Annotated in this window: 24 protein-coding genes; 13 read left to right on the top strand and 11 right to left on the bottom strand. The window is 55.7% G+C overall.

From position 1 onward, the window contains the following. Positions 1-97: 97 nt before the first annotated feature. Positions 98-529 (bottom strand): YqaA family protein, encoded by a 432-nt coding sequence (locus ACRBB0_RS21340; protein WP_431376493.1) that lies wholly within the window; start codon positions 527-529, stop codon positions 98-100. Between the two features lie 320 nt (positions 530-849). Here ACRBB0_RS21340 and ACRBB0_RS21335 point away from each other — a divergent pair, with 320 nt between their 5' ends. The 4 genes from ACRBB0_RS21335 (at position 850) to ACRBB0_RS21320 (ending at position 4,584) form a co-directional block, all read left to right on the top strand. After that, the gene (locus ACRBB0_RS21335; RefSeq protein WP_431376492.1) at positions 850-1,875 is read left to right on the top strand and encodes a M4 family metallopeptidase; all 1,026 of its coding nucleotides are present in this window, start codon (positions 850-852) and stop codon (positions 1,873-1,875) included. Between the two features lie 54 nt (positions 1,876-1,929). Further along, positions 1,930-2,217, top strand: coding sequence for a protealysin inhibitor emfourin (locus ACRBB0_RS21330; protein ID WP_431376491.1), 288 nt, complete (start codon positions 1,930-1,932; stop codon positions 2,215-2,217). Positions 2,218-2,368: 151 nt separating this feature from the next. Further along, on the top strand, positions 2,369-3,814 hold the full coding sequence (locus tag ACRBB0_RS21325; protein ID WP_431376490.1) for a tyrosinase family protein: 1,446 nt from the start codon (positions 2,369-2,371) through the stop codon (positions 3,812-3,814). 5 nt (positions 3,815-3,819) lie between these two features. Continuing rightward, positions 3,820-4,584, top strand: coding sequence for a DUF2182 domain-containing protein (locus ACRBB0_RS21320; RefSeq protein ID WP_431376489.1), 765 nt, complete (start codon positions 3,820-3,822; stop codon positions 4,582-4,584). Positions 4,585-4,681: 97 nt separating this feature from the next. Here ACRBB0_RS21320 and rplT read toward each other — a convergent pair whose 3' ends face one another. The 4 genes from rplT to pyk form a co-directional block, all read right to left on the bottom strand. Then, positions 4,682-5,047, bottom strand: a complete 366-nt coding sequence (gene rplT, locus ACRBB0_RS21315; RefSeq protein ID WP_431376488.1) for a 50S ribosomal protein L20 — start codon at positions 5,045-5,047, stop codon at positions 4,682-4,684. 14 nt (positions 5,048-5,061) lie between these two features. Next, positions 5,062-5,262: a 50S ribosomal protein L35 gene (rpmI, locus tag ACRBB0_RS21310; RefSeq protein WP_299922571.1), complete on the bottom strand. Its 201-nt coding sequence runs from the start codon at positions 5,260-5,262 to the stop codon at positions 5,062-5,064. A 129-nt stretch (positions 5,263-5,391) separates the two neighbouring features. Beyond that, on the bottom strand, positions 5,392-5,616 hold the full coding sequence (locus ACRBB0_RS21305; RefSeq protein ID WP_431376487.1) for a hypothetical protein: 225 nt from the start codon (positions 5,614-5,616) through the stop codon (positions 5,392-5,394). A gap of 36 nt (positions 5,617-5,652) precedes the next feature. Continuing rightward, positions 5,653-7,098 (bottom strand): pyruvate kinase, encoded by a 1,446-nt coding sequence (gene pyk, locus ACRBB0_RS21300; protein WP_431376486.1) that lies wholly within the window; start codon positions 7,096-7,098, stop codon positions 5,653-5,655. A 171-nt stretch (positions 7,099-7,269) separates the two neighbouring features. Here pyk and ACRBB0_RS21295 point away from each other — a divergent pair, with 171 nt between their 5' ends. Together ACRBB0_RS21295 and ACRBB0_RS21290 are read left to right on the top strand one after the other, a co-directional pair. Further along, the gene (locus ACRBB0_RS21295; protein ID WP_431376485.1) at positions 7,270-8,007 is read left to right on the top strand and encodes an N-formylglutamate amidohydrolase; all 738 of its coding nucleotides are present in this window, start codon (positions 7,270-7,272) and stop codon (positions 8,005-8,007) included. A gap of 57 nt (positions 8,008-8,064) precedes the next feature. Beyond that, positions 8,065-8,379, top strand: coding sequence for a DUF1244 domain-containing protein (locus tag ACRBB0_RS21290; RefSeq protein WP_431376484.1), 315 nt, complete (start codon positions 8,065-8,067; stop codon positions 8,377-8,379). A 26-nt stretch (positions 8,380-8,405) separates the two neighbouring features. Here ACRBB0_RS21290 and ACRBB0_RS21285 read toward each other — a convergent pair whose 3' ends face one another. The 4 genes from ACRBB0_RS21285 to leuS are packed head-to-tail and all read right to left on the bottom strand — an operon-like array spanning position 8,406 to position 13,092. Next, on the bottom strand, positions 8,406-8,999 hold the full coding sequence (locus ACRBB0_RS21285) for a glutathione S-transferase family protein (RefSeq protein WP_431376483.1): 594 nt from the start codon (positions 8,997-8,999) through the stop codon (positions 8,406-8,408). 46 nt (positions 9,000-9,045) lie between these two features. Then, the gene (holA, locus tag ACRBB0_RS21280) at positions 9,046-10,071 is read right to left on the bottom strand and encodes a DNA polymerase III subunit delta (RefSeq protein ID WP_431376482.1); all 1,026 of its coding nucleotides are present in this window, start codon (positions 10,069-10,071) and stop codon (positions 9,046-9,048) included. Beyond that, positions 10,068-10,574, bottom strand: a complete 507-nt coding sequence (lptE, locus tag ACRBB0_RS21275) for an LPS assembly lipoprotein LptE (protein ID WP_431376481.1) — start codon at positions 10,572-10,574, stop codon at positions 10,068-10,070. Before lptE ends, holA begins: the two co-directional genes overlap by 4 nt. Further along, complete coding sequence (gene leuS, locus ACRBB0_RS21270; RefSeq protein ID WP_431376480.1) at positions 10,561-13,092, bottom strand: leucine--tRNA ligase; 2,532 nt, start codon at positions 13,090-13,092, stop codon at positions 10,561-10,563. The genes lptE and leuS overlap by 14 nt, the downstream gene beginning before the upstream one ends. A 178-nt stretch (positions 13,093-13,270) precedes the next feature. Here leuS and ACRBB0_RS21265 point away from each other — a divergent pair, with 178 nt between their 5' ends. After that, a complete protein-coding gene (locus tag ACRBB0_RS21265) occupies positions 13,271-14,530 on the top strand; it encodes a glycosyltransferase (RefSeq protein ID WP_431376479.1) in 1,260 nt (419 codons plus the stop codon). A gap of 109 nt (positions 14,531-14,639) precedes the next feature. On the opposite strand, the gene ACRBB0_RS21260 is transcribed toward ACRBB0_RS21265, so the two are convergent. Beyond that, positions 14,640-15,137 carry a DUF3576 domain-containing protein gene (locus ACRBB0_RS21260; RefSeq protein WP_431376478.1) on the bottom strand — a complete coding sequence of 166 codons (498 nt, stop codon included), beginning with the start codon at positions 15,135-15,137 and terminating at the stop codon, positions 14,640-14,642. A gap of 293 nt (positions 15,138-15,430) precedes the next feature. Here ACRBB0_RS21260 and ACRBB0_RS21255 point away from each other — a divergent pair, with 293 nt between their 5' ends. The 6 genes from ACRBB0_RS21255 (at position 15,431) to ACRBB0_RS21230 (ending at position 21,179) form a co-directional block, all read left to right on the top strand. Then, on the top strand, positions 15,431-16,429 hold the full coding sequence (locus ACRBB0_RS21255) for a porin (RefSeq protein WP_431376477.1): 999 nt from the start codon (positions 15,431-15,433) through the stop codon (positions 16,427-16,429). 111 nt (positions 16,430-16,540) lie between these two features. After that, complete coding sequence (locus ACRBB0_RS21250; protein WP_431376476.1) at positions 16,541-17,200, top strand: YggS family pyridoxal phosphate-dependent enzyme; 660 nt, start codon at positions 16,541-16,543, stop codon at positions 17,198-17,200. Positions 17,201-17,248: 48 nt separating this feature from the next. Continuing rightward, on the top strand, positions 17,249-18,727 hold the full coding sequence (locus ACRBB0_RS21245) for a PLP-dependent aminotransferase family protein (protein ID WP_431376475.1): 1,479 nt from the start codon (positions 17,249-17,251) through the stop codon (positions 18,725-18,727). Between the two features lie 9 nt (positions 18,728-18,736). Then, positions 18,737-19,669: a bifunctional riboflavin kinase/FAD synthetase gene (locus ACRBB0_RS21240; RefSeq protein ID WP_431376474.1), complete on the top strand. Its 933-nt coding sequence runs from the start codon at positions 18,737-18,739 to the stop codon at positions 19,667-19,669. Continuing rightward, a complete protein-coding gene (locus ACRBB0_RS21235) occupies positions 19,666-20,136 on the top strand; it encodes a YcgN family cysteine cluster protein (RefSeq protein ID WP_431376473.1) in 471 nt (156 codons plus the stop codon). Before ACRBB0_RS21240 ends, ACRBB0_RS21235 begins: the two co-directional genes overlap by 4 nt. Further along, positions 20,136-21,179 carry a threonine aldolase family protein gene (locus ACRBB0_RS21230; RefSeq protein ID WP_431376472.1) on the top strand — a complete coding sequence of 348 codons (1,044 nt, stop codon included), beginning with the start codon at positions 20,136-20,138 and terminating at the stop codon, positions 21,177-21,179. Before ACRBB0_RS21235 ends, ACRBB0_RS21230 begins: the two co-directional genes overlap by 1 nt. Positions 21,180-21,253: 74 nt before the next feature. On the opposite strand, the gene hspQ is transcribed toward ACRBB0_RS21230, so the two are convergent. Then, the gene (hspQ, locus tag ACRBB0_RS21225) at positions 21,254-21,580 is read right to left on the bottom strand and encodes a heat shock protein HspQ (protein WP_431376471.1); all 327 of its coding nucleotides are present in this window, start codon (positions 21,578-21,580) and stop codon (positions 21,254-21,256) included. Positions 21,581-21,632: the final 52 nt, after the last annotated feature.

The raw sequence follows: 21,632 nt of genomic DNA, 5'->3' as shown, positions 1-21,632 counted from the left end.
AAATACAACGACAAAATCTAGGTGGGTTCACGACCCGCATAGCCGGATTCGACGTGGGTTTATGGCCCTAAATTTCGATTTCAAAACGCGACTTAGCTCATCTAAACCAAGCCAGAGTAATCGCCGCGAGAACCAAGTACCGGCCCGCCTTGGCCACGGTGACCAGCAGGACAAATGACCCCAGAGGCTCACGCAAAACACCTGCCACAACCGTGAGCGGATCGCCCACAATTGGCACCCAACTCGCGAGCAAAGACCAGCGCCCATACCGACGATACCAGGTTTCTGCGCGCTCAAGTTGCCGGTCAGAGGCCGGGAACCAACGTCGGTCTTTGAACTTTAGCGCAAAGCGCCCGACATACCAATTGATCACCGACCCCAAGACATTGCCCAGCGTCGCCACGATGAGCAGACCGACAATCGCATGGTCAGAGGTTATCAGCAGGCCAACCAAAACCGCTTCGGATTGCATTGGTAAAACCGTTGCCGCCAACAGCGCCGATGCGAACAGGCCAAGATAAGCGATCATTGAGTGGTGCTCTGGTAAAATAACATGCCGATTGCCCCCCATTCACACCCCGGTTGCCTTGAATCTTGGGCAGATTTTCAACCGATCACATATCTGCCCCCGATCCGATCTGCAAATGCAGCAACAGGGTCTGATGGGGCAATGTTCCGCCGCAAGGCGACATTTCGCGCAACAATCAGGTGTCTGATTCGGAGATTTTGGCAATTTGTGGTATTATCATCGTGTATTTTTGAAAGGTTTTTAAAATGTGCGATTTATCAAACTGTTCTCATAATCCAATTAACTGCATTGTTCCTCCTCATATGCTCCGCGTTTTGGCCATGCGCGGCGATTCATCGATCCAGAAAATGGCCCAGTCCATGCTCAAGCAAAACGAAGACGTCCGAGAGGAACGCGCAGCGCGTAGCTCTGGGGCCATGGTCGCCGAAACCGGGCATCATGGGACATTTGTGACCAGCGCTATGGCACAGCCCACCGCTGCCCCGCATGTCTGCGAACGTCGCATTTACGATGGGAATCGCAAGGCATCCCTGCCCGGGACACCCGCCCGATCCGAAGGCGAGCCACCGACAAATGACGCCGAAGTCGACAGGGCCTATGATGGCGCGGGCGTTGTGTTTGAGCTGTATTCCGAGGAATTTGGCCGCAACTCTTTGGACGGGAACGGCCTTCCCCTCAGCGCCACAGTCCATCATCGCCGCAACTACAACAACGCGTTTTGGAACGGCCAACAGATGGCTTATGGCGATGGCGACGGAGAGATCTTCACGACATTTACCGAACTGTCGATCATCGGCCATGAAATGTCCCATGGTGTCGTCCAGTTTTCCGGCGGTCTGATATATCAAGGCCAATCGGGGGCGTTGAACGAAAGCATTTCCGACGTTTTCGGCACTATGACCGCCCAGCGCCAGATGCAGCAAGACGTCTATGAGGCCGACTGGCTGATGGGGAAAGGCATTTTGGGGCCGGATATCAACGGCATCGCGCTTCGTAGCATCAAGGCACCGGGAACGGCGTATTCCGATGCGCTATTGGGCCAAGACCCGCAGCCCTATCATATGGATTTCTTTGTAAACACCACGGATGACAACGGAGGCGTTCACATCAATTCCGGCATCCCCAATCACGCGTTTTACCTATATTGCATGTATTTAGGTGGCCACGCTTGGGAAAAGCCGGGGCACATCTGGTACAGGGCTTTGCAAAAGCTCAACAATCCAATGGCCACATTTGGCGATTGGGCGGCTCAGACTTTGGATGCGGCGATCGAACTCCACGGATCGGGAAGCTATGAGATGTTGATGTTGCGCCGTGCGTGGCGCCTTGTCGGCATCGCAATCTGATCTCATAGTGATGTCATGGGATGTTTTATTTCAACAACGGCGGGATGTTTGGCAATGATGATCGAAATATCATCCAGCGGTGGCTTTGCCGGAATTGCCGCAACCCGTCAGGACAAGGTGTTGGATCTGTCCTCGGTCTCGGAACCCAAACGTGAAGCCTATTGCGCAGCGTTTGACCCACGAGAACTTGCGTCGCTTGTTAACGAGGACAAGCATTCCGGGGCGGCGGATTTAATGACTTACCGCATCACGGTAACCGATGAGAAAAACGCACAGCACCAATTTGAGCTGCGCGAAGATCAATTGCCGCCAGACGTCTTGGATTTGATCGACGAGATGTAAAATTTAGCTGCTGCGCAGGGCCACGTCCTTCCGCCCGGCCCTTATTTGCGCCAGCACCAAAACCACCTGTTTCCAAGGGAACAGGACTTATTGACCGACAGCAAGTGACTTTTGACGACCTAAATTTTGATTTTTTAACGGAGTATTAGTTATGGCCGGAACGAGACAAGACATTGCATCCTTAGACGGGCCTTGGTCCGACACGATGATCTGGTATGCCAGAGCCGTAGGCGCAGCCCGCTCGCTCGACCTCAATGTGACGACCAGTTGGACTTACCTTGCCGCCATTCACGGAATGAACCCGCAGGGTTGGATCGACCAAAACATCATTCCAGCCAGCACAGCAGTGCCTAGCCAACAGGAAATGCGCTTGATGTTCAATCAGTGCCAGCATGCCGGCTGGTTCTTTTTGCCGTGGCACCGAGGGTATCTTGCGGCGTTTGAGGAAATTCTGGGGGCGTGGATCGCGGCGCAGGGTGGGCCTGCCGATTGGGCCTTGCCCTATTGGAACTATCTTAACGCATCTGATCCAAACGCGCGCAACATTCCGCAAGAGTTCCTGGACGCCACCATTCCCGGTGACAACGTGCCAAACCCGCTGGCCCAAGCGACCCGAGGGCCGCTGACCACCCTGGGACCGGTGCCCTGGACCAATGGCACCGACATCTCCTTGGTCTCGCAAAGCACCAACAGCGTTTATACAGCCATTCCCGGAACCCTTGGATATGGTGGTCCAATCAGTGGCTTCAATCAATCCGGCAACGCCTATGGAGCCATCGAAAACAATCCGCACAACTTTGTGCATGTCATGATTGGTGGAGATAATTCGCCTCAACCGGCGGGTTGGATGTATGACCCTGACTTTGCCGCGCTTGATCCGATCTTTTGGGTCCATCACTGCAACATTGACCGGCTTTGGGCCGCTTGGATGACCGACGCGAATAACGGTCAGGAAGCAAGCATTCATTGGCGAAACGGCCCGTTTCCCCGGCAATTCACCATGCCAAGCTCAACCGCAAACTTGGTGACATTTACCCCCGAAGACACCCTGCCCGGTGCCCGGCTGGCACCAACTTACGACAATCTCTCAAGCGGCACAGGCATTGCCCCGACCGTTGGCGTCGCCATGGCCACAGCCTCGCAGCCGTCCGGTCGCGCCTCTTCTCTGATCGGAGCCAACGCAGCCCCCTTGTCGATCACGGACACCGAGGCTGTTGCCAGCCTGTCCTTCTCGCCCACACCCCCGCCTGTGGCCTTGGCGCTTGCAGCGGCCCCCAAGGAGAGGCTTTACCTAAATGTCGAAGGTGTGCGCGGAATCGGTGCCAGCGGTGTTGTTACCGTACGTGTTTCGGCCCCCGCAAGCGACGATGCTTTCTCCGAAACCATCGCCTTTTTCGGGCTGGGCAAAGCCACGTCCACCGAAGGCCCGCATGCTGGCAACGGGCTGTCTGCGACGATCGAAATCACCGACAAAGTCAGGGACATGCAAGGTCAGGATGGCGCGACAATAACCGAGCTTGAAGTGCGGCTGGCCCAATCCGGGGGCAGCAGTTCGGAGATAACGGTCGACCGGCTCAGCCTCTTTAGCTTGCGATAATTCCGATGCGCTGGATATCCGCCTTTCTCGGGCAAGCTCGAACTGGCCCTACACCTTGGCTTTTGGCGATTGCTGCGCTTGCCTATGTCGCGATTGCGCTGCAACCCGCCTCACGCACCCTTGGCGCGATTTGTGGACGCCTAAGAGTGACCGATTTGGGGGCCTTGGCCGAGTTGTGGCCCTTGCTTTGGTCACCACAAGAGTTGGCCCGTGACTGGGCATTGATGAGCGTTGCGATGATGTTGCCGCTTGTCGGGTCGCAAATCTCATTTGTCAGGCACGCGGTCCACCGCTCCATGCGCTGGATTTCTCTTATCGTTTTGGTTGCGGGCTATCTATTGTGCTGGCTGCTCGCCGGAGCGGCGTTGCTCCCAATCGCAATTGGCCTAGGCATGTTTTTGCCCGCTGGTATCCACATGCTAGTAGCCATAACACTTGCGGCGGTTTGGTGCGCCTCGCCTTGGGCGCAATACGCGAGAAACCAATGCCATATGACCAACCGATTGGGGGCCTTTGGGTTAGATGCTGTCATGGGGGCAACCCGGCTGGGGCTTCGAACAGGCTTAAACTGCGTTCTGGCCTGTTGGCCAATTATGCTTTTGCCGTTGTTGGTCGATACCGGTCATTTGGCCGCCATGATGGGCGCGGGTGTTTATGTGTTCGCCGATCGGGTCGCAGCGGCGTCCCTTGTTCAATGGCGCATTCCACCGGCCATCGAGACGGCGTTTGGCGGCTCCATGATCAGGCTTGAACGGCGCTTAACCCGATAAAGAGGTGCGGTGTCGCCTATTGCACACCCAGCAGCCCCCATAACAAAAAGGCCACCCAAATCGGGTGGCCTTTTCCAAATCTCAAAACGCAAACAGCTTATGCTGGCAGCGCGCCTTTGGCTTGATCCACGATCGCAGCAAATGCTTCGGGCTCGTGAACGGCAAGATCGGCGAGAACCTTACGGTCAACTTCGATACCGGCCAGGTTCAGACCATTGATGAACTTGGAATATGTCAGCGCTTCGTCATGCGAACGAACAGCCGCGTTGATACGCTGGATCCACAGCGCGCGGAAGCTGCGCTTGCGGTTATGACGGTCGCGTGTGGCGTATTGGTTCGCCTTGTCGACTGCCTGTGCTGCTACCTTAAAGGTATTCTTGCGGCGACCGTAATAGCCTTTCGCCTGCTTGATGACCTTCTTGTGACGCGCGTGCGTGACGGTTCCGCCTTTTACTCGGGACATGTTCTAATCTCCTCTTAGCGGTCGTACGGCATGAACTGCTTGATGCTCTTGGCATCAGGTGCAGACAGTGTCGTTGTGCCGCGAGCGTCGCGGATGAATTTCTTGGTGCGTTTGATCATGCCGTGCTGTTTACCAGCCTGGCTTGCCATAACTTTGCCGGTCGCAGTGACCTTAAAGCGCTTTTTGGCGCTCGACTTCGTCTTCATCTTGGGCATTTCGGTCTCCGTCTTTTTAGCGCGACTCGGCATGCCACTTGAGCCGGACGCGCGGTTGAGAGGGGCCGTATAGGCGCGGACCTGCAACTTGGCAAGCCTTGAATCGCCCAAAGGAGACTGAAACCAAGGTCAGTTGGTGAATTTTGCCACCACTTGGAAAAACACATGCGGGATTTCTTGCATTGTGTACCCGCCCTGCTTGCTGGTCAGCGCAAAGACAACCAGACCACCAGCAACCATCAAGACAATGGCCGCAACCCGCGGGGTGCGACCATCGGAAAAAGCAGAAATAACTGAAGGCAGCGAAAAAACCGCCAAAACCAGCCCTGCAATCAAAGATGTATCCGGATCCATAACTCCAGACCTTCCCAAGAATAACCTGCGAACAGGTTATTCTGGATCGGTGCTATAAATCAAACGTTCATCACATGGAGCAACGCGCAAAATGTTGGTCGTGCCGGGAATGTTGAACGGCACACCGGCTGTGACAACGATTTGGTCGCCTTCCCCGGCGAAACCGGCCTTGCGTGTCGCACGCGCAGCATTGACCACCGCTTGCTTAAAGCGCTCCAGATCGCCGGTCATGACACAATGCGTGCCCCAGCTCAGCGCCAAACGGCGCGCAGTTGAGCGCGACGACGTCATCGTGATGATCGGAACCCGTGGCCGCTCGCGTGACACTTTGGCCGCCGTGGTGCCAGACGACGTAAAGCAGCAAATCGCTTTGATGTCGGTGGTTTCTGCGATTTCACGGGCCGCAGCAACGATCCCGTCCGCGACGGAAGACCGATTGGCCTTGCGGCTGGCTTCGATGATTTCACGATAGGTCGGGTCTGCTTCAACCTCGACGGCAACCGCATCCATGGTGCTAACCGCCTCGATTGGATAATCACCCGCCGCCGATTCCGCTGACAACATAACTGCATCAGAGCCCTCGTAGATCGCATTAGAGACGTCTGAGACTTCTGCGCGCGTCGGCATCGGCGATTCGATCATCGATTCGAGCATCTGCGTCGCGACAATCACCGGTTTTGCCGCAGCACGGCATTTGCGCACCAGACGCTTTTGAATAGGCGGAACGTTTTGAACCGGAAGTTCAACGCCCAAGTCACCACGTGCAACCATGATCCCATCAGAGACCTCAAGAATCTCATCAAAGCTCTCAACCGCTTGTGGCTTTTCAATTTTCGACAAGATGGCCGCGCGGCCGTTGGCCAGCTCACGCGCTTCCCAAACGTCACGGGCACGCTGTACAAAGGACAGAGCCAACCAGTCGACACCAAGCGCGCAGACAAATTCCAAATCTTTGCGGTCTTTTTCGGACAGCGCCGCCAAGGGCAAGACAACGTCAGGCACATTCACACCCTTGCGATCTGAAATCACACCGCCGGTCACAACGGTACAATTGGCGTGGTCTTTTCCGCAATCTTCAACCCGCAGGCGAATTTTACCATCGTTGACCAGCAAATGCGCGCCGGGTTCAAGCGCTTCGAAAATCTCAGGATGAGGCAGCGTTACGCGGTTTTTGTCACCAGGCGTAGGATCAAGGTCAAGGCGGAACGTTTGCCCCCATTCCAAATCCTGCGGGCCCTCAGCAAAGGTCCCCACACGAAGCTTTGGCCCCTGCAGGTCAGCCAAAATAGAAATCGGGCTATCCAGGTCTTTTTCGACCTGACGAATGATCGCGTGCTTTTCCCTGATCTCGTCATGGCTGCCATGGCTCATGTTCAGACGGAACACGTCGGCTCCGGCCTCGTGCAATGCGCGGATCATTTCGTAGGTTGACGACGCGGGGCCCAAAGTGGCCACGATTTTGATCTTGCGATTGCGCTTCATAGTCTTCCCCAATTCATCAGATGGCCACACGCAGGAGCGGCCAGAAATTTACGTACCGTAAGCGCATTCACAAAAAGCGACTTGTTAACGCTAACGGCGCACGGTGCTTATTGCCTATTTCCCTTCACCGCGCAACTGCCCTATGTCTTGGCGACAAGAGATGACGGTACAATGACATATCACCCCTATCATATAGAAGGTGCCAGCCGCAAAAGCCGCTGGTTGATCACCTGTGACCACGCCCGCAATACAGTTCCGCCTGATTTGGGTGGCACTTTGGGCCTGCCCCAAGACGATATGCAGCGCCATATCGCCTTTGATCCCGGTGCCGAAGGGGTGTCTGTTGCCTTGGGTGAGGCATTGGGCGCACCTGTGCTTCTCGGAAATTTCTCTCGCTTGGTGATTGACCCCAATCGCGGCGAAGATGACCCGACTTTGCTGATGAAGCTTTATGACGGATCGGTCATTCCCGGTAATCGTCACGCCGATGAAGCCGAGCGGGAGCGTCGCCTGAATGCCTATTACCGCCCGTATCACGACGCCTATGCCAAACTGGCTTCGGCTCGGGAAGATATTGTCATTGTTGCGGTGCATTCCTTTACCCGCCAATTGCGCGGTCGCCCGACGCGGCCCTGGCATATCGGTATTTTACACGCTTGGGACAGCCGGTTGAGCGATCCGTTTATAGCCGGTCTGGAGGCCGAACCCGACCTGACTGTCGGACGCAACGAACCCTATCCCGGTCACCTTCCCGGAGATGCGGTTGATCGGCATGGGCTGAAACATGGGCGAAACAACACGCTGATCGAATTGCGCAATGATTTGATCGAAACTCCGCAACAGCAGGAACATTGGGGGCAACGCCTTGCCCCATTGCTCGAAGATGCTTTGCGGCAGGTGCCTGAATAACACCTGCTGCAGCGGCCCCAAACAGCACAAGCTCAGCGACACATGGGAGAGACCGACATGGACAACCAGACAAGACTTGAAATCGAAGCCGCCGCCTTTCGCCGTTTGCAACAGCATTTGATGGAAGATCGCAAAGACGTCCAGAACATCGACATGATGAATCTGGCCGGTTTTTGCCGCAACTGCCTCTCGCGCTGGTATCAAGAGGCCGCCAATGAACGCGGTGTCGAGATGGACAAAGCCCAAGGCCGTGAAGCCTTTTACGGCATGCCCTATGATGATTGGAAAAACAGCCACCAATCCGAAGCCAGCCCCGAAAAGCAGGCCGCCTTTGACGTCGCGTTCAAAGAAAACGTCACCGACAAAGAATAAGGCGGCCGAGAATGAAGGCGCGCGGCTTATCCCTGTTTGTCGCGCGCAGCCTTAAAGCCGGGACGCGCCCGTGTCCGCGCCAAATATTGCGAAAAGGCCTCTGACGGGGCCGGAAATTTGGCGCTGATCGCCCAATTGGCCAAATGGGTCAGGATGATATCCGGCACGGTAAAGGCCTCGCCCATCAAATAGGGGCCGTCTATCTCTGCAATCAGCTTGGTCACATTGCGTTCAAACTCAGCTTTGCAGGTGGCTTTGACTTCCGGCACGCGCTCTTCTTCGGGGAGAACAAAGCTGTGGCGGGCCGCAGTCCAGAGCTGGCTTTCAATATCGTCGAGAATGCGGAACGTAATCGCATCTTGTTTGGCGCGCGCGATTGTTCCCGCCTGGGCGGTAAAGGCCCCGTGTTTGTCCGCCAGAAAGGTCAAAATCGCGGTGCTGTCGGGGATCACATCATCACCAACTTGCAAAACCGGAATTTTGCCCAGCGCGCTCACCTTTTGAACGTCTTGGGATTGCGGGGCCGCATCCACATGATCATAGCTTTGACCAAGCTCTTCGAGCATCCAAATCACCCGAAACGCGCGGCTTCTGGCGCTGCCAAATAAAGTGTAGGTCATGTGATGGTGTCCCTGTTTCTTGTTCTTTGACAAGATGGCAACGACCCTAGCGCCTTGCAAGGTAGGCCAACCTCACGAATGCGCGTTCAACCAATGCCCCCGCCGGAGCTTTTTGCCCTGCGGATCGCAGTTTCAGATCGGTTTCCATCAAAGCATCCAATGCAGCCTCAAGCCGGTCCACCGACCAGCGTTGTGCCTGACGCAGCATTCTATCCCGGCGCGGCCCAAAGATTGGCGGACGCATTCTTGTGATGCCTTGCGCCGGGCCGCCGGGTGCCGACGCCAATGTGTAAAGCGCCCGAAAGTGCCGCATCCCCATGATTAAAAGGGTCACCGGGGCAACGCCTTGGGCCGTCAAACGACGCATCACCGGGTCAATCTCAGCGGTGCGCCCCTCGGCGAGAACATGAAATATCTGATCGATCTCGGCTTCGATCGACGCAGGCGCATTCAGCTCAACCTCAAGCGCGGTCAACGGATTGGCATCGTTGAGCTTATACAAAGCGATCTTTTCCAACACCTGCCGAAAATCACCGGGGGTCAGGCCACGCGCCAGTTCCTCCAACGCGCCCATGGCATCGCGGTCCATGTCCTTTAACCCAGCTCGGGCCAATTCCGCTTCGATCTCGGCACGGCCCATCGGGTCATTATACAAAGCCGCCGCATAGGTGCGGTTGTCGCCTTCAAACACCTTGCGAAGCGCCGATTTGGCCGTGAGTTGCCCGGCAGTGACGATGATCTGTGCATCACCAGCCTGCCAATCCTCAAGTGCCGCTTTGAACACCTTAGAGAAGCCATCGGTCGCCTCTTCGACCAAGACAACACGTGGGCCGGGGAAAAACCCTTGCGCCTTGACCGCATCCAACAACGCAGCCGCGTCTTTGCGCAAATCCGCCGCCGGTATCCGGGTGAGCCGCATTTCGGCCTCACCCTCGGGGCCAACCAAGGCGGCCACAACCTCTTGACGTTTCATCGCCACGCGCATGGTGTCTTCGCCACTGATCAAAAGACCGGCGGAATCGGGATTTGGCTTTTTGAAGTACCCATTTGCGTCGCGCGGAGACAGCTTCATTCCGGAAGGTTGCCCGCAGACAAGATCAGATCGTCGATCACTTGATCGGCAAGAATGACCATCAAACGCTCATAGGCGTCATTCTCGGATGCCATTGTCGCAACCGTTGATCCGGTGTTTGAATAACCGGTAAAGGCGCTGGTCGAACCGCTCAAAAGCTGGGTCTTCCCTTCGGATAGAACATAATTCGCATATCCCGTCACCTTGAATCGTGTGGTGTTCCCGGTGGACGTCGCGCCCTGATCAAGCTCTTCGGTGCTGAGTTTCACCTTGAGCACATAGGGCGCATTGGCCGGACGCCCCATGCGTGTCTCGAAATGACGATTGAACTGGTAGCTGTTGCGCGTTTCAGGGGCCTGAAGGGTGATCTTACCCTGTAGCCGATCGCCGGTTCCTTGCGGCCCATAAACAGGTGTGAAACCACAGGCGGTCAAAGACAGGGAGGCCAAAGCCAGCCCCCCAAGACATTTCCCAAGAAATTTACGTCGTTCAGACAACCACATTCACAATCCGCCCCGGTACCACGATAAGCTTTTTGGGCTGCCCACCATCGAGCGCCTTAACAACAGCTTCGTGCGCAAGGGCGGCTTTTTCAACCTCTTCCTTGGGCATATCGCGTGGAACCTTCATTTCGCCACGGCGTTTGCCGTTGATCTGGATCGGAAGTGTAACACTATCCTCAACCAACATCTTTTCATCGGCAACGGGCCAAGGCGCGTTGGCAACAAGGCCCTCGCCGCCCAAAAGCGACCACAGCTCTTCGGCCAAATGCGGCGTCATCGGTGACATCAGCTGCACAAGCGTTTTGGCCGCAAAGGTTTTCACCTCAGAGCCGGCACGCGATTTGTGCAAAACATTGGTGAAACCGTACAGTTTGGCAATCGAGGCGTTAAAGCCAAAGCTGTCGACGCCCATAGTCACATCATGGATGGCCTTGTGGGTTTCACGCAAAAGCGCTTCGTCTTCTTTAGTCGACGGCACATCGCCACCCGCGATTTCCGAACAGATGCGGAAAACCCGCGCCAAATGCTTGCTGGCCGCTTCGGCACCCGATGCTGTCCATTCAACATCACGTTCGGGCGGAGAATCAGAGAGCACAAACCAACGCGCCGTATCGGCCCCGAATGCTTTGATGATCTCAACCGGATCGACCACGTTGTTTTTGGATTTCGACATCTTGGCCGACGGGATGATTTTGACCTGCGTCCCATCCTTAAGGAAGCCGCCGCCATCGCGCAGCTCAACATCCTCGGGGTAGTGATAGACCGGGCGGCCATCGTCGCCGGTGGTCTGATAAATCGCGTGGGTCACCATGCCTTGGGTGAACAGCGCATTGAACGGTTCGCGCGCCGTGTCAGGCAAGTGACCAGTGATGTTCATCGCACGAGCAAAGAATCGCGAATAGAGCAGGTGCAAAATCGCGTGCTCGATGCCGCCGATGTATTGATCGACGTTCATCCAATAGGCCGCGGCGTCCAGATCGGTCGGTGTCGTTGCATCCGGCGCGGTGAAGCGGGCGAAATACCACGAGCTATCGACAAAGGTGTCCATCGTGTCGGTTTCACGCTTGGCCGGTTTACCACAGCTTGGGCAGGCACAATCGCGCCATGTCGGATGGCGATCAAGCGGATTGCCCGGAATGTCAAAAGACACATCATCGGGTAGCTCAATCGGCAAGTTCTCTTTCTTTTCAGGAACAACGCCGCAATCATCACAATGCACAACCGGGATCGGGCAACCCCAATAACGCTGACGGGACAGGCCCCAATCGCGCAGGCGGAACTTGGTCACACCATTGCCCCAGCCGTCCTTTTCGGCAGCATCAATCGCCGCATCAACGGCCTCGTCACCGGTTTGCTCGGTCTCACCGGCGAACCCACGCCGGAAGGTGACCTTGTCTGTTTTGGCGGGCACATAGGCTTCGGTGATGTCTTCTTCACCAAAGACCGGAATGATCGGCAGGTCATATTTTGTCGCGAATTCAAAGTCGCGCTGATCATGGGCCGGGCAAGCGAAAATCGCGCCGGTGCCGTAATCCATCAGGATAAAGTTGGCGATCCAAACCGGCAGCTCCCAATTTGGGTCCAGCGGGTGTTTGGCGCGGATGCCGGTATCAACGCCCAGCTTGTCGGCCTTCTCCAGCGCTTCTGCGGTGGTGCCACCTTTGCGCATCTCGGCGATTTGCACCGCGATCTCGGGGTTTTCGGCCTCCAACTGTTTCGCAATCGGGTGATCGGGCGAAATACCGACAAAAGACGCGCCCATCAATGTATCAGGACGGGTGGTATAAACGGTGATCGGCTCTTCGCCATCCACGCGTTCAAAGCCAAATTCCAAACCGCGCGATTTGCCGATCCAGTTTTCCTGCATCAAGCGCACCTTGGCGGGCCAGTTGTCGAGCGAATCCAGCGCGTCGAGAAGCTCTTCGGAATAATCAGAGATCTTGAAGAACCATTGGGTCAGCTCGCGCCGCTCAACCTCGGCCCCAGACCGCCAGCCCTTGCCATCAATGACCTGCTCGTTAGCCAAGACGGTCATATCGACCGGGTCCCAGTTCACCACCGCGTTTTTGCGATAGACCAAGCCCTTGGACAGAAAATCAATGAACAACGCTTGCTGCTGGCCATAGTATTCAGGATCACAGGTGGCAAACATACGCGACCAATCAAGGCCAAAACCAAGCGGCTTCATCTGGCCAACCATGGTGTCGATGTTTTCGTAGGTCCAGGTTTTGGGATGCCCGCCAATCGCCATCGCGGCGTTTTCGGCCGGCATGCCAAAGGCGTCAAACCCCATAGGGTGCAACACATTATGACCTGTCGCCAGCTTGTAACGCGCAATCACGTCACCCATCGTGTAGTTGCGCACATGGCCAATATGAATGCGGCCCGACGGGTACGGGAACATTTCCAGCACATAGTATTTGGGCTTGTCGCCTTCGCGGGTGGCTTTGAATGTACCGGCCTCATCCCAGGCAGCTTGCCATTTTGGTTCGATCGATGCGGGGTCGTAAAGCGACATGTGTATTCCTCAGGCGGGCTTAGACGGACGAATTTAGCGGCTGTGATAGGCTGATGACAGGCAATCGTCTAGCCTTTGGTGCCTTTTTGGCAACCCAATGCAGACAATCGGGCGCAAAGCATTGGCCCGCACCGCCCATCATGGCAAAACGCAAAAAATAGAAATTGAGGCGGTTCGGATGAAAATCCTTTTGATTCACCAGAATTTCCCCGGGCAATACAAGCATCTGGCCCCGGCCCTTGTTAAACAAGGCCATCAGGTTGTGGCGCTGACTTGCAAGGTGAAACAGCCAGCGCAATGGCAAGGCGTTCAGGTTCTCCCTTATGAGATCAAGGGCGGCTCGACACCAAACATTCACCCCTGGCTGTCTGATTTTGAGACCAAGCTTTTGCGGGCCACGTCCTGTTATCGCGGTGCTTTGGCGCTAAAAAACCAAGGCTTTGAGCCGGATGTTATCTGCGCCCATCACGGTTGGGGTGAACCGATGTTCCTAAAGGACATCTGGCCGACAGCCCGACTTGGTCTCTATTGTGAGCTTTATCACCTCACCAGCGGTGATTTCCTGAATTACGATCCTGAATTCCCATCCAAAAGCCCCGAAGCGGATAAATTGCGCATTCGGATGAAGAATATGAACAACCGCCTGCATGAAGAAATCATGGATGCGGGGCTTAGCCCAACACAGTTTCAGGCCGACACCTTCCCGGAACGTTGGCGCGAGCGGATCACAGTTGCCCATGATGGTGTCGACACTGATCTGGTCTGCCCCAACCCAAACGCGGCCCTTAAAGTGTCAGATGACCTGACTTTGACCCGCGACGACGAAGTCATCACCTTTATCAACCGCAACCTTGAACCCTATCGCGGCTATCACATCTTCATGCGCGCCCTGCCCGCAATCCTTAAACAGCGTCCGAATGCGCAGGTTGTTTTGTTGGGCGGGGATGAAGTGTCCTATGGGGCCAAGGCTCCTAACGGGCAAACCTGGAAGCAGATCTTTATCGACGAGGTGCGCGGCCGCATACCGACACCGCATTGGGATCGCGTGCATTTTATGGGTCGGGTGCCCTATGACACCTATCTGTCGATGATTCAGGTCAGCCGCGCCCATGTCTATCTGACATATCCGTTTGTTCTGTCTTGGTCGCTGCTCGAATCCATGAGCGCGGGCTGCGCAATTCTTGCCAGCAACACGGCCCCCGTGCGCGAGGTCATGACCGAAGACGAAAACGGCTGGATGGTTGATTTTTTCGACAAAGATGCGTTGGTCGAGCGACTTTGCGCCCTATTGGACGATCCAGATGCCCGTGCCCGCATGGGCGAAAACGCCCGGCAGTTTGTGCGGGAGAGATACGACTTGAACACAATCTGCCTGCCTCAGCACCTGGATTGGGTTGAACGCTTGTCAAAAATGGAAGCCCGCCCGGTTTTAGACTAAGGCCACAGCTTGCTTAGGCGAAGTGAGACAAAGAAAAACCTCGACCTGCGGTGGCAAGTCGAGGTTTTGTTTTTTTGCACCCGCTTATCGGTACCGATGTCCGAAGCCGTTACAAACGGCTGTCTTGCGCGCGAAGCTGGCGCGCCCGCGTCAGAATGGCATCTTCGATTGCCCGCACAGTCGCTGCGCTAGCCGGGCCTGAACGCGTCATGAGGGCGACATTCAACGACCGTGCATCCAAAGCAGGATCATTCACATGAATTGTCGCGCGATATGCTTTGCCGCCGCCCGGTGGTGTGCCAAAGCCGGTCACAATCACGCCGGTGAACGGATCCACCGACTGGATCGGCAAAAAGTCCAACGTATCAAGAGAGGCATTCCAGATGTATTTGTTAACGGCCCCAATGCGCCCCTGATCTTCGCGGGATCTGAAAATGTCCCAAATCGTTCCGCGGGGTTTGTTGCCATCAGGATAAAGGATTCCATCAACAATCTCATCCGCAGGAGGCGTCTCAACCGATCCTCGCTTGGCAGAAGACCCGCAGCCCGATTGAACAAGCAATGCCACCGCAAGACCAATACCTAATAAGATTCGCGATATGCTCATTCGCTTTTTCTCCCACCGACGATGTTTCCCATTGCATACAAGGGGCGCGGCACAGCGGCAAGTCGTCATTATAAAGACCGCCGTTCTGAGGGCTATCGGCAGGAACTTGCGCAGGAATTCGGGGATTCCCGGTTTGCCACCGAAAACCTTGTGACAATTGCGCATCACTGGATTGCTTGTTGGGCATTTGCAATTTCAGACGGGTTGCAATGCGGGGGGCAGCAAGCGCATAGATCTCGCATCAGGGCCGGACTTTCGGCCTGGTAGTGCCTTTAGAACACATGAGGGAAACAATGAAACATATTCTGCTTGCTACCACTGCACTGGTTGCAACCGCTGGCGTTGCGTCGGCAAACGAAAACATCGCACTGTCCGGTTCTGCCGAAATGGGCCTCATCGGTGGTACATTCATCGAAACTGGCTTCCACACAGACATCGACATCACTTTCACCATGACTGGTGAAGCTGACAACGGTCTGACATTTGGTGCCAAAGTTGACCTGGACGAAAACGGTGCGTTCGCGAACAGCACCCAAGGTGGTGAAACTCTGTTCATCGCTTACGGTCCTGCAAAACTGACCATGGGCGACGTTGACGGTGCATTCGACGCCGCAATGAAAGAAGCCATCATCGGCTCCGCAATCAATGACGACCACGAGCAAGGCCTCGGCGCGTTCACAACTGGCGGCGAAGAGTTCTCCTTCGGTGGTTACAATGGTAACTCCGGCCTCGACGGCGTATACGACGGTCAGATCGCTCAGCTTGAGTACTCTGCTTCTGGCTTCACCGGCTATCTGTCGGTTGAACTGGACGACACCGACGATGGTGGCGATCCTATCTGGGGTGTAGGTGTACGTTACTCTGCTGACCTTGCTGGTCTGGCACTGGGCGTTGGCCTTGGCTACCAAGCTGGTGACCTGAACGGCGACGCAGACGACGGCAACGTGTCTGTTTGGGGTGTGTCGGTTGACACCACCTTCAACAACGGCATCCAAGGTATCTTGAACTACTCCTCAACAGACTTTGGTTCCGACGACGACCAAACACATGTTGGTGTTGCATTCGGTTACACAATGAACGCACTGACCATCGGTGTGAACATGGGTAAATACGAAAACCGTGGCGGTTTCGCTGATCTGACAACCAAAGGTTACGGCCTGGCAGTTGACTATGATCTCGGTGGCGGTCTGCAGGCACAATTCGGTTACGGCTATGCCGAAATCGAAGACGAAGCCACAGACTTCAGCGACGATGCGAACAGCTGGTCCTTGGGTCTGGCAATGTCCTTCTAAGGACTGCTTGACTTAGACTAAGAGAGAGCGGGCTTCGGCCCGCTCTTTTCTTTTGCGGCAAAGCCCTTTAGCTGAGACATCAGAAGACGACACTGATCTCGGAGAGCCGACATGGGTTTGATGGACATAAAGAGCCGCATCACCAACGCCTGCCAAGAGGCGGGGCGTTCCCCGTCTGACGTCGAACTGATTGCTGTCAGCAAAGTACAGCCAATTGACCGCGTCGAAGCTGTTTTGGACCAGGGCCACAAGCTGTTCGGCGAAAACCGCGTTCAAGAAGCCGCTGAGAAATGGCCAGATCTGAAAACCCGTTTTGAGGGCGTTCATGTTCACCTTATTGGCCCATTGCAGAGCAACAAAGCCCGTCAGGCCATGGAACTCTTTGACGCCATTCATTCTGTCGATCGGCCCAAACTTGCGACGTCTCTGGCGCGTCTCGCCCAAGAGCTGGGCCATTGCCCAGACCTGTTCATTCAGATCAAAACCGGCGAAGAACCGCAAAAGGCCGGGGTCCGACCCGCCGAAGCCGATGCTTTCATCACCGAGGCACGCGGCCTTGATCTCCCGGTCAAAGGGTTGATGTGCATTCCCCCAGCCGAGGAAACCCCAAGCCTGCACTTCTCGTTGCTGCGCAAGATTGCTGAGCGCAACGGGTTGTCCGGTTTGTCGATGGGAATGAGCGCTGATTTCGAACAGGCCATTGCCTTTGGGGCCACGCATATCCGTGTTGGCTCTGCTATTTTCGGTGACCGGGTGAAACCAGCCGAATAATCGTATATCCAGATTGCAGCCGTTTTAAAGCCAGCTTATCTTGCTCCCATGGCGATACCTGTCGAAACATTCTTCCTCGCGCAAAACACCCAAGGCACCCTTCAGGCCCGCATCCAACAGATGGTGGCCGAGGGCATTTTGTCGGGGCGATTCAGACGAGGGGAAAAGCTCCCTTCGACGCGATTATTGGCCAAACACCTAAGCGTGAGTCGGATCACTGTCACGTTGGCCTATACCGAACTTCTCGCGAATGATTATCTGATATCACGGGGGCGATCGGGCTATTTTGTTAGCGAAAATGCCCCCGAGCCACCGGACTTTGGCCCCCTGACCCAAGCCGAGGATAAGGTGGACTGGGACAGTGCCTTGGCCCGTCGCTTTGCCTCTGATCGGCCGATGGGCCTCGCGCGGCCAAGCGATTGGTCGAGGTATCGGTTCCCGTTCATTTACGGCCAAACCGACCAGAAACTGTTTGATCACGCCAATTGGCGGCTTTGCGCGATGCAGGCGTTAGGGGCCAAGGATTTCGTGTCTCTGACGCAGGATCAATTTGATCTCGACGATCCTGAACTGGTGACATTTATCGCCCGGCACAGCCTGCCGAGACGCGGGATTATTGCCGGACCTGACGAAATTCTGATCACGCTGGGCGCGCAGAATGCCCTCTGGCTGGCCTCTCAACTGTTGGCCTCGGATGGTCGTAAGGTCGCGGTAGAAGATCCATGTTATCCCGAATTGCGCGGGTTATTGCGGCAAACCGGAGCCGAAATCACCCCCGTCGCAGTTGATGAACAGGGGCTGCCACCTGATGCGATTCCAAGGGACAGCCGGGTGATTTTCACCACCCCAAGCCATCAATGTCCGACCTCATCGACCCTGCCCCGTGACCGGCGCGATGCGTTATTGAAACGCGCCGCCGAGATTGACGCCCTCATTGTCGAAGACGATTACGAGTTCGAAATGTCGTTTTTGGCCCCCCCAAGCCCCGCGCTCAAAAGCCTCGATGAAGACGGGCGCGTGATCTATGTTGGCAGCTTCTCCAAGTCGCTGTTTCCGGGACTTCGGCTTGGTTACATGGTTGGATCCGCTGAATTTATTCGCGAGGCGCGGGCTCTGCGCGCCAGCGTTTTGCGCCATCCCCCCGGTCATATCCAACGCACTGCGGCCTATTTCTTATCGCTTGGGCATTACGATGCGTTGGTGCGGCGCATTGGTCTGGCCCTGACTGAACGCCGGCAGGTGATGGAGACCGCCATTGCCGAACATGGGCTCGAAATTGCAGGCAAAGGAGCACATGGCGGTTCCGCGCTTTGGATGCAGGCCCCTGAAAACTGCGACACCCGCAAATTTGCGGAACGCATGCGTGAACAAGGCGTTTTGCTTGAGCCCGGCGAAGCGTTTTTTGCCGGACCTGATCGCCCGCATAATTATTACCGATTGGGGTATAGCTCGATCCCGACCGAGCGGATCGAAGAAGGTATCGCCCGCATTGGCACAGCGCTTGCGCAAAAGAAAAAGCAAGGCTAAGCCCCCCCTATGCGGATTATCAGAGACTATCAGTTCACCACTCCCAAAGATCGCGGCGCCTGTGCTGCGATTGGCAACTTTGACGGCGTGCATCGGGGCCACCAAGCCGTGATCGCTTTGGCCCAACAGGCCGCACCCGACGCGCCGCTGGGGGTGATGACCTTTGAGCCCCATCCACGGGAATACTTTGCCCCGGACGCCCCGCCGTTTCGCTTGATGAGCGCCGAGGCCCGTGCCTCTCGGCTTGCAAAACTTGGGGTAGATCATCTGTTTCAACTGAATTTCAACACCGCCCTGGCCTCTTTGACGCCTCGCGAATTTGCGCAAAATGTCATCTGTGATGGCCTAGGCCTGACTCATATCGTCGTTGGGGCGGATTTCTGTTTTGGGCAGGGGCGCAAAGGCACTGTCGAAGATCTCAAAGCCTTTGGGCGTGAAATGGGCTTTGGTGTCACCATCGCTGATCTTTTGGAAACCGGAGGGGTGCAAGTGTCTTCAACGGCTATTCGAACAGCTTTGGGCGACGGTCGTCCGCGTGATGCTGCGATGCAGCTGGGCCATTGGCACCGGATCGAAGGCGAAGTCATCGGCGGTGAACAGCGCGGTCGTGAGCTTGGGTATCCCACCGCGAACATGTCCATCGACGGGCTGCATCCGCCAAAATTTGGTGTCTATGCTGTTCTGGTCGACGTTATGGATGGCCCGCACAAGGGCAGTTACCACGGCGCGGCCTCGGTCGGCGTCCGACCGATGTTTGGCGAAAACATGCCCAATATCGAAACATTCGTGTTTGATTTCACCGGTGATCTTTATGGCGCGACCTTGTCTGTCGCATTGGTCGATTACCTGCGACCGGAACTGAAATTCGATGGGTTGGATGCGCTGATCACTCAGATGGATCGCGATTGCGATCAAGCCCGCGCCATTTTGGCCGCTTTATGAGCGATCAGATCAACCGCACCGGCCTAAGCGACCGCTTTTGGGAACATAAGCGGATGGACGAAATGTCGGGCGCGGAATGGGAAGCCCTGTGTGACGGCTGCGGCAAGTGTTGCCTCAACAAGCTCGAAGACGAAGACACCGGCGAAGTTGCTTTGACCCGTGTTGCCTGTCGATTGCTCGACGATACGACCTGCCTGTGCGCCAAATATGAAATCCGCCACAAATTTGTACCCGAATGCATCGTGTTGCGACCAGGCAATATCGAAAAGAACCTGTATTGGATGCCCGAAACCTGCGCCTACAAGCGGGTTTGGAACAATGCGCCCCTGCCCGATTGGCACCCCCTGATTACGGGCCGTTCCGAGAGTGTTCATGAGGCCGGCGTTTCGATGAGAGGGCAAACAGTGTCCGAATATGATATCGCGGACGAAGATTGGGAAGACCACATCATTGAGGAGCCTGTTTGATGTTTTTCGCCTCTGACAATTCCGGCCCGGCCCACCCTTCCGTTCTGGAAGCGATTGCCAAGGCCAATGAAGGGTACACCTTTGGCTATGGCAATGATGATCTGACCCGCGACGTCGCCGATCAAATTCGCACGCTGTTCGAAGCGCCAGAAGCCGCTGTTTATTTGGTCCCAACCGGAACCGCCGCAAATGCTTTGGCGCTGTCGATCCTGTGCCAACCCTTTGATACCGTGTTCTGTTCGGATCGCGCCCATATCCACGAAGATGAATGCAACGCGCCTGAGTTTTATACAGGTGGTGCCAAGCTGACACTGGTTCCGGGCGGTGATCGCATGACCCCCGAACGCCTACGGACCGCCATTGAAGGTGAGGAAAACCGCGGTGTGCATGGTCCACAACGCGGTGCGGTGTCTATCACCAACGTCGCCGAGATCGGCAATGTCTATACGTTGGCCGAAATGAAGGCGCTCTGCGACATCGCCAAGGGATTTGACATGCCTGTCCATCTGGACGGGGCGCGATTTGCGCAGGCTTGTGCTGCCTTGGACTGCTCCCCGGCTGAGATGAGCTGGAAGCTTGGCATTGATGTTGCCGTGTTTGGCGGCACCAAAAACGGCCTGATGGGCGTCGAAGCTGTGGTGATTTTTGATCCCAAACTGGCCTATCAGTTTGAACTGCGCCGCAAACGCGGTGGGCATTTGTTTTCCAAACACCGTTATCTCGCGGCGCAAATGCAGGCTTATTTGGCTGACGATCTGTGGCTTGATCTTGCCCGACGGGCCAACTCCAGCGCTGCGCGCCTATATGCCGGACTACAAGACAACGGCGTGACCGTGCTCACCCAAGCCCCAGCCAATGTGATTTTCTTTGAGCTCGCACTCGGACAGCACAAGGCTTTGATGGCTGCGGGTGCGAACTATTACCTGATGGGCGACGAAAATGGATCGGACGACACAATCGTAACCGGGCGACTGGTTTGCGATTGGTCTATTGGGCACGCGGGCGTCGACGCGTTCTTGGCCGAGTTGAACCGCCTGACCTAACGCTGGATGCACGAGAAAATTCCCGGCGGGCACGGCCCGCTGGTCTTCCCCTGCTGACATGTCCGACGGTTGGTTTAATTAAGCTGAAAATGCAGTTCGTAGCTGCCATCATGAAAAGCGCCGAACAGGTCAGGAATATCCGGGTGATCCACAGGTTCGCCTGAATAGTCCGCAACTAGGTTTTGCTCAGACACATAAGCGACGTAAAAGCTTTGATCATTTTCTGCGAGCAAATGGTAAAACGGCTGCTTTTTTGTTGGGCGCGACTCTTCTGGAATGGCCTCATACCATTCATCGGTATTCGAAAATTCTGGATCGACGTCAAAAACCACCCCGCGAAACGGATGCTTGCGGTGCCTAACCACTTGGCCCAGGTGATATTTAGCGCGTTTATGTTGCATCATCCGCCTCTTTAATCCCCTTTTTACCGAAAAAGCGAGAGGCTTGTCCAAC

The organism is Pelagimonas sp., assembly GCF_050633425.1.
Lineage (GTDB): Bacteria > Pseudomonadota > Alphaproteobacteria > Rhodobacterales > Rhodobacteraceae > Pelagimonas.
The sequence above is the reverse complement of the archived record's forward strand: the minus strand, read 5'-3'. Positions and strand labels throughout refer to the sequence as shown.

Coding starts and splice junctions, on each gene's coding strand:
- ACRBB0_RS21340 (WP_431376493.1), bottom strand. CDS start 529: ATGATCGCTTATCTTGGCCTGTTCGCATCGGCGCTGTTGGCGGCAACG.
- ACRBB0_RS21335 (WP_431376492.1), top strand. CDS start 850: ATGCGCGGCGATTCATCGATCCAGAAAATGGCCCAGTCCATGCTCAAG.
- ACRBB0_RS21330 (WP_431376491.1), top strand. CDS start 1,930: ATGATGATCGAAATATCATCCAGCGGTGGCTTTGCCGGAATTGCCGCA.
- ACRBB0_RS21325 (WP_431376490.1), top strand. CDS start 2,369: ATGGCCGGAACGAGACAAGACATTGCATCCTTAGACGGGCCTTGGTCC.
- ACRBB0_RS21320 (WP_431376489.1), top strand. CDS start 3,820: ATGCGCTGGATATCCGCCTTTCTCGGGCAAGCTCGAACTGGCCCTACA.
- rplT (WP_431376488.1), bottom strand. CDS start 5,047: ATGTCCCGAGTAAAAGGCGGAACCGTCACGCACGCGCGTCACAAGAAG.
- rpmI (WP_299922571.1), bottom strand. CDS start 5,262: ATGCCCAAGATGAAGACGAAGTCGAGCGCCAAAAAGCGCTTTAAGGTC.
- ACRBB0_RS21305 (WP_431376487.1), bottom strand. CDS start 5,616: ATGGATCCGGATACATCTTTGATTGCAGGGCTGGTTTTGGCGGTTTTT.
- pyk (WP_431376486.1), bottom strand. CDS start 7,098: ATGAAGCGCAATCGCAAGATCAAAATCGTGGCCACTTTGGGCCCCGCG.
- ACRBB0_RS21295 (WP_431376485.1), top strand. CDS start 7,270: ATGACATATCACCCCTATCATATAGAAGGTGCCAGCCGCAAAAGCCGC.
- ACRBB0_RS21290 (WP_431376484.1), top strand. CDS start 8,065: ATGGACAACCAGACAAGACTTGAAATCGAAGCCGCCGCCTTTCGCCGT.
- ACRBB0_RS21285 (WP_431376483.1), bottom strand. CDS start 8,999: ATGACCTACACTTTATTTGGCAGCGCCAGAAGCCGCGCGTTTCGGGTG.
- holA (WP_431376482.1), bottom strand. CDS start 10,071: ATGAAGCTGTCTCCGCGCGACGCAAATGGGTACTTCAAAAAGCCAAAT.
- lptE (WP_431376481.1), bottom strand. CDS start 10,574: ATGTGGTTGTCTGAACGACGTAAATTTCTTGGGAAATGTCTTGGGGGG.
- leuS (WP_431376480.1), bottom strand. CDS start 13,092: ATGTCGCTTTACGACCCCGCATCGATCGAACCAAAATGGCAAGCTGCC.
- ACRBB0_RS21265 (WP_431376479.1), top strand. CDS start 13,271: ATGAAAATCCTTTTGATTCACCAGAATTTCCCCGGGCAATACAAGCAT.
- ACRBB0_RS21260 (WP_431376478.1), bottom strand. CDS start 15,137: ATGAGCATATCGCGAATCTTATTAGGTATTGGTCTTGCGGTGGCATTG.
- ACRBB0_RS21255 (WP_431376477.1), top strand. CDS start 15,431: ATGAAACATATTCTGCTTGCTACCACTGCACTGGTTGCAACCGCTGGC.
- ACRBB0_RS21250 (WP_431376476.1), top strand. CDS start 16,541: ATGGGTTTGATGGACATAAAGAGCCGCATCACCAACGCCTGCCAAGAG.
- ACRBB0_RS21245 (WP_431376475.1), top strand. CDS start 17,249: ATGGCGATACCTGTCGAAACATTCTTCCTCGCGCAAAACACCCAAGGC.
- ACRBB0_RS21240 (WP_431376474.1), top strand. CDS start 18,737: ATGCGGATTATCAGAGACTATCAGTTCACCACTCCCAAAGATCGCGGC.
- ACRBB0_RS21235 (WP_431376473.1), top strand. CDS start 19,666: ATGAGCGATCAGATCAACCGCACCGGCCTAAGCGACCGCTTTTGGGAA.
- ACRBB0_RS21230 (WP_431376472.1), top strand. CDS start 20,136: ATGTTTTTCGCCTCTGACAATTCCGGCCCGGCCCACCCTTCCGTTCTG.
- hspQ (WP_431376471.1), bottom strand. CDS start 21,580: ATGCAACATAAACGCGCTAAATATCACCTGGGCCAAGTGGTTAGGCAC.